Origin of the sequence: Mariniflexile litorale (genome assembly GCF_031128465.2) — a bacterium.
Lineage (GTDB): Bacteria > Bacteroidota > Bacteroidia > Flavobacteriales > Flavobacteriaceae > Mariniflexile > Mariniflexile litorale.
The window spans coordinates 2,516,432-2,530,000 of the sequence record NZ_CP155618.1 but is presented as its reverse complement, the minus strand read 5'-3'; the positions used below and the strand labels follow the sequence as shown (position 1 = coordinate 2,530,000).

The 13,569-nt window shown below is 31.1% G+C and carries 9 protein-coding genes and 1 rRNA gene (1 of these 10 running past the window's edge); 4 read left to right on the top strand and 6 right to left on the bottom strand.

The features are described 5' to 3' along the window. Both QLS71_RS10335 and QLS71_RS10330 read right to left on the bottom strand, forming a co-directional pair. Positions 1–435: ribosomal RNA gene (locus QLS71_RS10335) — 16S ribosomal RNA — on the bottom strand (it extends 1,083 nt beyond the left edge of the window). Positions 436–1,317: 882 nt separating this feature from the next. Continuing rightward, complete coding sequence (locus tag QLS71_RS10330) at positions 1,318–3,294, bottom strand: putative porin (protein WP_308993803.1); 1,977 nt, start codon at positions 3,292–3,294, stop codon at positions 1,318–1,320. A gap of 293 nt (positions 3,295–3,587) precedes the next feature. On the opposite strand from QLS71_RS10330, the gene QLS71_RS10325 reads away from it, so the two are divergent. From QLS71_RS10325 to QLS71_RS10315, 3 genes are all read left to right on the top strand, one after another. Beyond that, complete coding sequence (locus QLS71_RS10325) at positions 3,588–4,187, top strand: ribonuclease HII (RefSeq protein WP_308993804.1); 600 nt, start codon at positions 3,588–3,590, stop codon at positions 4,185–4,187. 73 nt (positions 4,188–4,260) lie between these two features. Then, positions 4,261–6,693 (top strand): ribonuclease HII, encoded by a 2,433-nt coding sequence (locus QLS71_RS10320; RefSeq protein WP_308993805.1) that lies wholly within the window; start codon positions 4,261–4,263, stop codon positions 6,691–6,693. A 353-nt stretch (positions 6,694–7,046) separates the two neighbouring features. After that, positions 7,047–8,096 (top strand): nucleoid-associated protein, encoded by a 1,050-nt coding sequence (locus tag QLS71_RS10315; RefSeq protein ID WP_308993806.1) that lies wholly within the window; start codon positions 7,047–7,049, stop codon positions 8,094–8,096. 50 nt (positions 8,097–8,146) lie between these two features. On the opposite strand, the gene QLS71_RS10310 is transcribed toward QLS71_RS10315, so the two are convergent. The 4 genes from QLS71_RS10310 to QLS71_RS10295 all read right to left on the bottom strand — a co-directional run bounded on the left by QLS71_RS10310 (position 8,147) and on the right by QLS71_RS10295 (position 11,657). Then, positions 8,147–9,214: a methyltransferase gene (locus tag QLS71_RS10310; protein ID WP_308993807.1), complete on the bottom strand. Its 1,068-nt coding sequence runs from the start codon at positions 9,212–9,214 to the stop codon at positions 8,147–8,149. A gap of 796 nt (positions 9,215–10,010) precedes the next feature. Continuing rightward, complete coding sequence (lipB, locus tag QLS71_RS10305) at positions 10,011–10,709, bottom strand: lipoyl(octanoyl) transferase LipB (protein ID WP_308993808.1); 699 nt, start codon at positions 10,707–10,709, stop codon at positions 10,011–10,013. A gap of 4 nt (positions 10,710–10,713) precedes the next feature. Further along, complete coding sequence (locus QLS71_RS10300) at positions 10,714–11,463, bottom strand: hypothetical protein (protein ID WP_308993809.1); 750 nt, start codon at positions 11,461–11,463, stop codon at positions 10,714–10,716. A 35-nt stretch (positions 11,464–11,498) separates the two neighbouring features. Then, complete coding sequence (locus QLS71_RS10295) at positions 11,499–11,657, bottom strand: YqaE/Pmp3 family membrane protein (RefSeq protein ID WP_209653349.1); 159 nt, start codon at positions 11,655–11,657, stop codon at positions 11,499–11,501. Between the two features lie 191 nt (positions 11,658–11,848). On the opposite strand from QLS71_RS10295, the gene lysS reads away from it, so the two are divergent. After that, the gene (gene lysS / locus QLS71_RS10290) at positions 11,849–13,543 is read left to right on the top strand and encodes a lysine--tRNA ligase (RefSeq protein WP_308993810.1); all 1,695 of its coding nucleotides are present in this window, start codon (positions 11,849–11,851) and stop codon (positions 13,541–13,543) included. The last annotated feature ends 26 nt before the right edge of the window (positions 13,544–13,569 follow it).

Genomic DNA, 13,569 nt, shown 5'->3' with positions numbered 1-13,569 from the left:
AAAGCAGTTTACAACCCATAGGGCAGTCGTCCTGCACGCGGCATGGCTGGATCAGAGTTGCCTCCATTGTCCAATATTCCTCACTGCTGCCTCCCGTAGGAGTCTGGTCCGTGTCTCAGTACCAGTGTGGGGGATCCCCCTCTCAGGGCCCCTATCTATCGTCGCCATGGGGTGCCGTTACCACTCCATCTAGCTAATAGAACGCATACTCATCTCTTACCGTAACCTTTAATTATTAAATGATGCCATTCAATAGTACTATGCGATATTAATCCAAATTTCTCTGGGCTATCCCGCAGTAAGAGGCAGATTGTATACGCGTTACGCACCCGTGCGCCGGTCGTCAGCGGAGCAAGCTCCCTGTTACCCCTCGACTTGCATGTGTTAGGCCTGCCGCTAGCGTTCATCCTGAGCCAGGATCAAACTCTTCATCGTTAATTTGTATTGAACATTTAAAATGTTCTTGTTAACAACTAATCGGAATTTCTAGTACTCAAAATTGTTTATTCTCTTTGTTGATTTTAATCGTTTCCAATTAAAATCTTACGCTGTCAATTCAATATGTTTATGAACTTTTTTTATCTTTTCTTAGCTCGTTTCCTTGCTAAGCGGGTGCAAATATAAAACCCTTTTTTTAATCTCACAATAGTTTTAAATATTTTTTTTTGAAAGTTTTTTTTCAAACTCTAAATCTTAATATCTAACAACCTATTTAAGAACTTCGCTAACCAGACTGATGCCCTTTTTAGCGGCTGCAAACCTACAACCCTTTTTTTAATTCTACAATAGTTTTTTGATATTTTTTTGATTTATTTTTTAAGCTAATTTAATTAACTAAAAACCAAAATATCTATACTTGTTTATGAACGTTTGCCTCAACAACTAATGCCGTTTTTAGCGGCTGCAAACATACCACCCTTTTCTTATTCTACAATGCCTTTTTTAACCTTTTTTTTATTTATTTTTTACTTTTTATTCTAATGACTTGTTTTCAATTAGTTACATCTTAAAGTTTTTTGAAACACAAACCTATTTGTAACCAAAACTCAAAGAAGTTGTGCTTAGAGTGCCTTTTCTAGAGACAAACCAATCTATAACTTTTATCCTTTTTTAGCCCTAAAAGGCCCAAAACAATATAAAAGAACTGGGTTATGCGAATATAGAACGGGCGTTTCTAGAAAAAACTATTAGTATACATATATATAGTATATATCTGTTTGCACCCATTAAAGTATATCCTGGAGATACTTTTTAATAGCTGCAAATAAAAAATTGTGACCAAATGCTCAAACTAAAGAAAAAAAACTCATCAAAAAACTATAAAAAGAAATTCCAAACCAAACCAAAACGAATCGTGAAATCTCGATAAGGATAATTAGGTGATGAATAATATCTGTATCCCGTAAATGAAGAATTTAAATGTTCCGCTTTAAAGTACAACCTAGTTTGGCGGATTTTTGCATTTAAAAAGAAATCTAATCTTGGGAAATTTCCAAATTCACGATCAGTTTGCACATAAAATTCAGCTAACAATGGGTTATATGCATTCATATAATACTTTGTGAAATAATTTAAAGTCACACCCGTTTGCAAGTACATGGCCTTTTTGAATACATGACTAGAAAAATATAACGTATTCCGTGTTGTTAATTCTGGCACATTTAAAACATGGTTATCGTCTTGCATGTTTTGATACAACACCGTATTATTTAAGGCAAACTTACCTACTTTAATTTCGTTTTCAAACTTTGCTCTTAAATAGGTAATGGTGGCATTGTTTTGAAATGGTCTTACTTGTAGTGATATTTCGTCTTTTTTAAAATACACATAATCGTTTATGGTATTTAAATCGACCGTAATATTTGCCCAGTTTTTGTATTTTAATTTAAATGCGAGTTGTTGCGTTTCTATATTATTAAAATTGTTTTGCCAATTATACGCTATATAATCACTTTGATATAATAAGGCATTATAATTGGGAGCTTTGGAACTGTGGTTTAAGGACGCCGATGCTGCGATGTCTTCATTTAAATTAAAGGTTGCAGTACCTTTTAAAAAGTTACCATCAAAATCTCCTGTAATATTAACACCAAACTCTCCTTTTAATTCGAAACCTTTATATTGTTTATGATATTGACCACCTGCTGCATAAATATTACCCTTAAGCCTATTGGTTATCCTTTCTCCATTTAAAACAACCAATTTATCATAACCATAATTATAATTATTACTACTTATATTGAATTGTAAATCGCCTAATATGTTATTACTGTAATTTAATTGCAATTGATTATAAAAGCTTTCTAATGTTGCGCGGTCTTTTAATGTTGATGTTTTAAAGGCATCACCAAAAAAGCTATTTGCTGAAGATTGATTGTATTGATAATATTTATCATCAAAAGATATAATATGACCAATATTAAGTTTGTTTTTAGATAATGAATCTTTTCTCTTTATTATATGATAGGCATGATCTAAATAAAAGCGCTTAGCTTTTAACATACTTTCGGCATCTTCAAAATTAACCTCAAAAATAGAACGGTCTAAAAATTCGGGATCACCCGTTTCAAAATAAACTACATTATCATCCTGTAAACCTCCATTTTCTTGATTTAATAAATCTTGAGTTACAATATGCGCCTTTGCATTATATTTTTTGTTTTTAGTTACATAATTAGATGTAAACCTAAAATTACCACTACTCGTTAATATATTTTGATACTTACCTAAAGAGCGCAAGCCTTTATAGGCTATTGAAAAATTATATTCTGGCGATGTGTTAACAGTAAAAAAAGCATCGGTTTGTTGCCCTTGTTCGAATGCTGTTTTAAAAAATAGTTCTGTAAGTGGGGTTGGCACATGATAATAGTTAATATCTTCAACTTCCATATAGAAAAAATGCTTTGCTTGCGCTCCAAAACTTGGCATTAAGTTGGTGTTCTGAAAATTATAGGTAAGACTGTTATAAGTTTGCCCCATATTTGAAAAAGGCATCAATCCAAAATTATCTTTTCTTAAATAATTGAATTTATATTCTTTTTTTATGGATAGCGTGGTATCTACATAAGTCGTGTCGTTTGCATACGAAATAATTAAGTAATCGGTTATTTTGGGAAGATTTTCTTTGGCTAGCGAATCTTTAGGTTCTACTATTCCTAGCTCTCTACCTAATCGATTGGACTTTTTGGGTTTGTTTTGAGCAAAAAGTTGGTTGAACTGTAATATTAAAAAAATTGCAACAAGCAGTTTAATGACATGTTTATTTTTATTTACCCTTTTTTTATTAGATATCATTAGCATACATAAAATTTGAGTAGATAACACGTTTTTGGTTACACTCTTAATAAAATTGAATTTTCCCGAAGCAAAAGTAATTATTTGAACGTTAAGTGTACGTAAATATTTTAAATTAAAGAAAGCCAATTATATTTGCTGGCTTACTTTAAGGTATAAACAATCTTTAAAAGATAAAATTGACTATTTATTTTCAAATAGGTGATTATACTTTCTAAAATATTATATTTATTAACCATAAAGTCCAAAATAAAATTGACTAAAATTATAGATTTAAACATGTTATTCTCTAAATGTTATTAAAAAATCATTCAAATTTCGAGTTAGAATGTGGTACAGACGAGGCTGGACGGGGTTGTTTGGCGGGTCCGGTTACAGCTGCTGCAGTTATACTATCGCCAACTTTTAAAAATTCAATTTTAAATGATTCTAAGCAATTAAGTGAACGTAAAAGAGATTTATTAAGACCTATTATAGAATTAGAATCACTAACTTTTGGTGTTGCACACGTTTTCCAAGAAAAGATAGACCAAATAAATATTCTAAATGCTTCCATTTTAGCCATGCATCAATCTATTACCCAAATAACCCCTAAACCTGAATTTATAATTGTAGACGGGAACAGATTTAAACCTTTTGGCGATATTCCTTTTGAGACCATCATTAAAGGTGATGGAAAATATTTAAGTATTGCCGCAGCATCTGTTTTAGCAAAAACATATAGAGATGAATATATGAACACCATTCACGAAGAATTCCCCATGTATAACTGGAAACAAAATAAAGGCTACCCTACTAAAGAGCATCGAGAAGCCATAAGAATATATGGCGTTACTAAGTATCACAGAAAATCGTTTAGATTATTACCCGAACAATTAAAATTAGATATTTAACCACTTACATTGCTTTATTTTTTATATGCTATAAATTGAAAAATATGTAGGTTTGTATAAATTAATTTGTTTTATGAGATTCCTTGGTTTCACCCTCTTATTGTTGGTCTTTTTTAGTTGTTCTAAAGTTGAAAAAAATAGTCTTAGTCTTATCGATTTTGTTCCAAAAAATGCCTCTATCATTATTAAAACATCTAATCTTGAAGATTTAAAAAGCAGTATTAAGAACAGTGATTTTTTAGATAAATTTTCTAAAACTACGGCTTATAAACATTTAGAAAACAATCTAGATTATTTAAAACTTTTAAAACCCAATGGCGAATTACTTATTTGTTTTTCAAACGACGAAAAAGATAGCCTTCAATTTAGCATCATAACAAAATACACTCCCCAATTATTCAAAAGTGATTCTCTTAAAAATTATATTGAAGAAAAACTTACTTATAAAAAACAAACACTTATAAAATCTACCTACAATAATAACACCTTTTATAGTACAGTAACAGACAGTATTTTTTTGGCAGCCTCATCTAAAGACCTTATAAATACAGTTTCTACCAATTCTTATATGAATGAAGAACTGGTTAAAATTTATAATTCCACGAGCAATGATAAAACATTTTCTATTATCATAAATGCCAACTCGCCTTTTGTGAAATCGTTTTTTATAGAAGAATCTTTAAACTTAAGTGCTTTTACCAATTATGTAGCCGTAGACGTAGATGTAAACCAAGACTATATTTATATGAATGGGATTACTAAAGCAACCGATTCTACAAAAATTCTTAATAGCATTTTTAAAAACACCATCCCACAAGAAAATCAAACTCAAAATATAACACCTTTTGATAGTGATGGTTTTATGAGTTTCTCTTTCAAGAATTTTAAAACTATTGAAGGCAATTTAAAAACATTTAAAAAGAAAGATTCAATTACTAGCCGTTTATCAATTTTTGATAATATTATAGAAGTTGGCATTATTTATCAAGATGAAAGTCGTGCCATTGTATTAAATTCTATCGATTTTATTGACACTGAAGACGCCCTTATTGGCGAGCAAACTGTTACGGAAACTTATAGAGGCGTAGAAATATATAGTTTTAGCCAGCCTAAATTATTTGTCAATACTTTTTCGCCTTTAGTTAACGACATAAACCCCAATAGATATTGTATTTTAGATAACTTTTTTGTCTTTTCTAGCCATTTAGACTTATTACAAAACATTATTTCCAACTACCAAAATAAAACCACACTTAACGAGTTAGATGCTTTTAAGAATACGAAAGAACAGTTAAGCAATGCATCTTCATTACTTCTGGTGGTTAACAATAAATCTTTAAAATCTATTTTAGATAAAAATTTTAAAGATAATTTAGATGATACTTTTAATAATTACAGTGCCTCTGCATTACAATTTATTTACGATTCTAATTTTGCACATGTAAATGCTATTATAAAAAAGAGTAAAATTAGAGCAACTCAAAACTCGGTTTCAGAAGAATTAAATATCAAATTAGCTTCCAATATTTTAAACAAACCTCAATTTGTAACCAATCATCTTACCAATACAAAAGAAATTGTTGTACAAGACATTAAAAACAACCTTTATTTAATTTCTAACAAAGGAAAAATTCTTTGGAAAAAACAACTTGAAGGTGCTGTTTTAGGAACCATAGAACAAATTGATATTTTTAAAAATGGCCGTTTACAATTAGCGTTTGCAACACCACACCGTGTCTATGTTATTGATCGAAATGGTAAAGATGTCGCACCGTTTCCAGGTAATTTTAATGATGAAATCACACAACCTTTATCTGTTTTTGATTACGACAGAAATAAAGAGTATCGTCTGCTAGTTACCCAAGGCAAAAATATATTAATGTACGATGTAAAAGCCCAAACGGTTAACGGTTTCAATTTTAATTCGGCAAAAGATGTTATTATAAGTCAACCAAAACATTTTAGATTACGTGGTAAAGATTATATTGTATTTAAAACCCAAAACAAACTATATATAATAGATCGAGTCGGTAATACACGCATTACACCTAAAACATCTACTAATTTTTCAAATCAACCCATCTTTTTGTATAACGATGCTTTTACCACAACAACTTCAAACGGACAATTAATTTCTGTAGATACTCAAGGTGGTGTTGCTACTCAAAATTTAAATCTTGGAGAAAAGCACAAATTGGAGGCTTCGAGTAAAACATTGGTAACACTAAACGAAAACAAATTAACGATTAAAACCAATTCTATAGAACTAGATTACGGCACATATACAAGACCCGAACTATTTTATATTAAAGATAAAATTTATGTTGCCATTACCGATTTACAAACTCAAAAAGTTTCTATGTATGATAGCCTAGGAAACCTATTACCTAATTTCCCTGTATATGGCAATTCAGAAATAACACTAGATAATATAGATAAAGACAACAGTTTGGAATTTGTAACTAAAGGCGATGCCAACTCCATCCTATTGTACCGGATCAATTGATCCTTGAATCATTCGTTTATTTATTTAAATATATCAAAGTATTTTCATATAATTTTGCATATGAAAAAGTAATTTTTATCTTTATGCCTGCTATTAACAACAATTCATCTCACTAATCTCAAAAAATCAATTAAATATCATTTAATTAAAAGTTATACTGGCTAGAAAATTTTATTATTTTTTAGTGAACACTCTATATTTATTAATAAATATGGATGAAAAGAGTATAAATATAACGGTAACCAAATCGAAAAGCCCCTGAATCTTGAGCGCTAAAGTGTTATACTTTGGCGCTCTTTTTTTATGACTATTCCAAGTTAATTTAATAGTATTGCAATATCAATAAACAAACCATGATTTCAAGAAAAAACGCCTCTATATCAAAATTCATCATCCATAAAGTTGGTAACAAATTCAACGATACCAAAAATGCCTTTTCAGAAAAATTAGTAGATTTTGATGAAGCTAGTTACGATTTAATGCTACCTTTTTTATTGCGTCCATTTGGTTCGGTGGTACAAAGCTACAGGTTTAACCACCATGCTAATATTACATTAAACGAAATTAATAGTTACAGTACACAAATTTTCAGTGATGAAGAAGCTTTTATAGATGTTTCAAAACACATCGTTACCCATTTATTCGAGCAATCTACTTCCTCACAAATTAAAACGGGCGACGTTTTAGTTGTTATGTTTGAAGGGATCGAGTTTAACGAAATTACCACCAACGCCTTGGGCATTTTTAAAATTGAAAGTAAAGTTAACTTCTTTCAAACCTATTTAGAAAACAATAGTTACGATGTGTTGGTACAAAAAGGTATTAGCAGTAAAAAAGTAGATAAAGGCTGCTTGATTTTAAACCAAACGGATACCGAAGGCAACATTGTTTTAAGTGTAGACAATAATAGTTATGATGCACAATATTGGATAAACCAATTTTTAAATATAAAATATGCCGATGATGCCAATAACCATACCCAACAATATATAGAACTTTGTAAAGATTTTTCGACCGAGATTTTAAAAACCACCTATGGTGCACAAGAACAAAATACCTTTTTAGCAAAAACCATCGACTTTTTTAAAGAAAACGAAATTGTAAATATTGAACGTTTTAAAGACGAACTTTTTGAAGAAGACAAACATAAAAACATGTTTGAAGATTATAAAAAAACGTTTGAAGACGAAAAAAACTTAGTAATTAGGAACCAATTTGATGTTGCCGAAAGTGTGGTTAACAAAGAAAAGAAAAAGTTTAAAACCGATATTAAACTAGATACCAACATACAAATAAAACTTGATATTGATGCACCTGATGCTTCTGCCGAATATTTAGAACGTGGTTATGATGATGAAAAGAAAATGCATTATTATAAGGTGTTTTTTAATGTGGAAAATTAGTTTGATCCTATAAGAAAACATCTAATTTCGTTAACTATTCCAAAAACGTACTAATTAGTCAGTACCCAAAGCTCTACTTCTTCAGATGAACGCCAGTGTTGCTCTCGTTTTGTTTTTTCAGAAGCAACTTTTACTGATTTTTTTAAACACGCTTCTAATTGAAATCTCCCTCCTTCGGCTAACTCCTTCTCTATTGGGTGGTTTTTTGCTACATGCGTTATTTGAGCTAAATTTGAAAATATAACAACTAATTTTCCTTCTGGTAACAACCTTTTTTTTGCTCCTTCAAAAAAATCAGGGAATAGATTTTCATTATAATAAATAGCTTCGTCATTTCTATCCTGATCATGAGAGATAGGTAACCAAGGCGGATTAAAAACAATTAATTCGGTCTGCTTTTCCAAATTTCCAAAAAGATGACCGAAATTTAATTCAATTTTTCTAGATAACTTGGTATTTGCCATAAACTCGCTGAGTCCAACAATAGCATTTGGGTTTGTGTCTGTACCAAAAACCTTCTGAAAACCGTGTTTTATCATTTGAAAAGAAAGTACCCCACTCCCTATTCCAACATCAATGGCCGACTTTTTAGCCCCTTCATACCTTTTCAACCAATTATCGAAAAGTATCAAATGGTCAAAACGCGTTGGAAAATAAGTGCCGTAATAAGGGTGTAGTTTATTTCGCAATACAGGAATTAAAATACCATTTTGATACCATTGCCATGCGCTATTCAAACCTTGAACCTGAGGAAAGGATAATAAAAAATCGCTAATCTCTGGATACAGCTTTTCTAACCAACCAATAGAAGGTGATTTTTTTACCGTTAATTTATGGTCTACAATCTCTATTAAAATAAGATTAGACAATTTATGATATGCTGACCGATACGCACGTTGCTCGGAAAAAGACTTGTTCGGCAACTTTCTTTTAAGATGCATTTGCAACTTTTTAAGAAGTAACAATCCATCACTGTAAAACGCTGTTATTAATATATGGTTCCCAGCTTCTAAAACTTTAATTGTTAGCTTAATATCTGTAGCGCGATTAAACAATTCTACTTGTTTTCCAGATACAACAATAGGTTCTGGTTTGTTTACGTTTAAATCTATTATCATTTGTTGTTTTGTTGGTGTATAAAGTGGCGGTATCTTGTTTAATAATTCCTGCCGTTTGTATGGTGGATAAAAAATAAAATAAACTTATTTAATTTACTAGCTCTTTTACTTTATGCGGATAGTCAGCGTTACGATTATGAAACTATTAATAGCAAATTTTTTATAAAATATGCTTTTTTAAATTGAAACGAATTGCAAGATAATGACATTTGCAAACCGAAAGATTAAAATACTATGAAATAGTTACTTACACTATAAATGGGTATTAAGTTGGTTGTTAGCATTTTCATTAATCAAAATAAGGATTCAGAAATAAAAACCTCAACAATTCGCTAAATTTGTGTGAAGGGAAAATTAATATCAACAGACAAATAATACTCTGTAAAGGTACTTCTTTAAATATTAGAATAAAGCAGTATCTATTAGCTTTTCACAATCTTGTTTATACTTAGTGAACAATTCTATTAATCTAAACGCTTCTGTCAAATATTTAAAGTGTAATTATAAAATATATTGTATAAAGATAATTTAATATTGAGGAAGATTTCTTAAAACTATCATTTATCATACGCAACCATACCTTATAATTAGCTTCTAATAGATAAATTTATGTTTCACAAACCAGATATAATCGTCAAACTATTTTTATCTTAAAAACTGTTGTTCACTTTGTAATTCTGTTGTCTCAGTTTACGATTCTAAGGGAGAATACCTGGGTATGTGGGAGAAAGTTCTGTTTATTCTGAGGATATCAAAGAAAAAGTTGTTATATGAAACCTACTAACTCAATCTGAAATTACAAAAAATCAGCTTCAAAAAGTGCTTTAAAATGCTTTAGCAGTTTTTCTTTTACTTTAGTTTCATCAACTTTATCAACACCTAGTTCAACATTTAAAGAAGTAACGGCTTTACCACGGATACCACAGGGTATTATATGATCAAAATATCCCAAGTTTGTGTTCACATTCAATGCGAAACCGTGCATAGTTATCCAACGACTTGCACGCACACCCATAGCACAAATTTTGCGTGCAAACGGTGTACCAACATCTAACCAGACGCCTGTTTCTCCTGTACTTCTTTCTGCTTTCAATCCATATTCGGAAAGCGTTAAAATGATCATTTCTTCTAAAAAGCGCAGGTATTTATGTATGTCGGTAAAAAAATTATCTAAATCTAAAATTGGATAGCCCACTATTTGTCCAGGTCCATGATAAGTAATATCGCCACCTCTATTTATTTTATAAAAAGATGCTCCTCTATCCGTAAGTTGTTGTTCACTTAAAAGCAGGTTAGACAAATCGCCACTTTTACCCAAAGTATATACGTGCGGATGCTCTACAAACAAAAAATAATTATTAGTTTTTAACTGTGTATTATCTTTCCTGTTTTTTATTTTGGCATCAACAATTCCTTTAAACAATTGTTCTTGGTAGTCCCAAGTCTGTTTATAATCTTTTAATCCTAAATCTTGTATTTCAATGGTTTTATTCAAAGCACTAGTCTTCTAAAATAACTTCTAAATTTAAGGCTTCTGGATTCGATAAATAATCCATAAAACCATATTCTATGGTAACACTTTTTCTATCGTTGCTAAACATGGCTGTTTCGTTAGAAACCGATTTTATACGCTTTGGGAAATGATAATTTAATTTATATGTTGAAGACCCAAACATCATAGCCATTTGCCCTAAACTATCGGTTACTTGTTTATAAGCTTCTTTATCAATTATTTTGGCTGTACGTTTAAATCTTTTACCATCATATTTATAATCAAGCTCAGTACTGCCATCTCCTCCAAAAGAAGAAAACGGATTGCTAGAAGTAGTAGCTTTTTCTTTTCCTTTCATATCGCCAAAGTTTTTCATAGCTTTAAACATATCTTGAAGTTCGCTTACTTTATTGAAATCAGTAAACATATCAAATTTCATTTGAGAGGTTTCAGGATTCATTACCATATGCATCTTAAAAGGCTCTAAACTCTTTAGTTTTTGCTGCTCTTCTTCCGATAGTTTAGAAATACTATCACGCATAGTATGGAATAATTCTTTAAAACTGAAGGTTGAATCAATCGCTTTTTCTTGACTTTCGCTAATTTTATCGCCAGCCATTTGCATAAGTTGTGTACCATCAAACGAAAACTCCATTTTACCTGTACCATCTTCGTTAATGTAAATATTTTCAGAAAACTGACAACCAGTTAACATTATTGAAATAACCAAAACTACAAAGGAAAAAAACCTATTCATATTTTAAATTTAAAAATTACAGGGCAAATATAAGCTTAATTTTTTGGATTATTAAGAATAACCAAGGCTGCAATAACACCCGGAACCCATCCACAAAGCCATAATAGGAAGACAATAAAAATAGAGCCACAGCCTTTATCGATAACGGCTAAAGGCGGACAAATAATAGACAGTAAAACTCTCCAGAAACTCATAATGATTGATGATTTTCTTATAAGACACAAAAATAGACTTTTTGTTACACTTTTTGTTTAGCTAAATAAATTGCAAGTCTATGCCAACAAGGAAAGTGTTAACCCCAAAAATTCATAAATCAAAAAAGTCGTAAATCGTTAATCAAATGTTTATCTTTGTGCCTTTAAAATTATACTCAGAAATTTAGAATATGTCGCAATTATCAGAGCAAGAGCTTGTACGAAGAGAAAAATTAACAAAATTACGCGAATTAGGCATTAACCCCTATCCTGCCGATTTATATCCAGTAACACATACATCAAAACAAATTAAAGACCAATTTGAAGTAGGAAAAAAAGTTGTTATAGCTGGTAGATTGATGGTAATTAAGGTACAGGGAAAAGCTAGTTTTGCTGATTTACAAGATGCCGATGGTAAAATACAAGTGTATTTTAATCGTGATGAAATTTGTCCTGGCGATGATAAAGAAAAATACAATGAGGTTTTTAAAAAATTATTGGATTTTGGCGATTTTATTGGTGTTGAAGGTGAATTATTCACCACTCAAGTTGGAGAGAAAAGTGTGCGTGTAAAAGATTTTACCTTATTAAGTAAAGCCTTAAAACCGCTTCCATTACCTAAAGAAAAAGACGGTGTTATATTTGATGCTTTTACCGATCCTGAACAACGTTACAGACAGCGTTATGCCGATTTAGTAGTAAATCCACAAGTAAAAAATATATTTGTAAAACGTACCAAATTATTCAATGCCATGCGTCAGTTTTTTAATGATGCGGGATATTTTGAAGTAGAAACTCCCGTATTACAATCTATTCCAGGTGGAGCTGCAGCACGTCCCTTTACTACGCATCATAATGCTTTAGATATTCCGTTATATATGCGAATTGCCAATGAATTGTATTTAAAACGATTAATCGTTGGTGGATTTGATGGTGTTTATGAATTTTCTAAAAACTTTAGAAACGAGGGTATGGACAGAACCCACAACCCAGAGTTTACCGCCATGGAAATTTATGTAGCTTATAAAGACTACAACTGGATGATGGATTTTTGTGAACGATTACTTGAGCATTGTGCCATCTCGGTAAATGGCACCACAAAAGCTACTTTTGGCAAACACGAAATAGATTTTAAAGCACCGTATGCTCGAGTTACCATGGCAGATTCTATAAAACATTTTACGGGTTTTGATATTACTGGTAAAACAGAAGCTGACATTAGAACTGCTGCTAAAAACATGGGGGTTGAAGTTGATGACACTATGGGGAAAGGCAAATTAATTGACGAAATTTTTGGTGAAAAATGCGAAGGCAACTACATACAACCAACTTACATTACGGACTATCCTAAAGAAATGAGCCCGTTATGTAAAGAACATAGAGAAAACCCTGAATTAACAGAGCGTTTTGAGTTGATGGTTTGTGGTAAAGAAATTGCCAATGCTTATTCTGAATTAAATGACCCCATTGACCAAAGAGAACGATTTGAGCACCAAATAGAACTAGCTAAAAAAGGTGACGATGAAGCTACTGGCACTATTGATTACGACTTTTTACGCGCCTTAGAATATGGAATGCCTCCCACATCAGGTATGGGAATTGGCATGGATAGATTGATCATGTTTTTAACCAATAACCAATCGATACAAGAAGTATTATTCTTTCCACAGATGCGTCCAGAAAAAAAATCGGTAGAATTAAGCGATACTGAAAAAGTCATCTTTGAAATTTTAAAAACTCAAAAAAGCATGAGTTTAAACGATCTTAAATCAAAGTCGGGCTTAAGCAACAAGGCTTGGGATAAAGGTATTAAAGCCCTAACCAAACATAAATTAGCTAACGTTACAAAAACAAATGACGATTTGGTTGTTGAATATATTTCGTAATATTACTCTTTATATAGTAATATCTC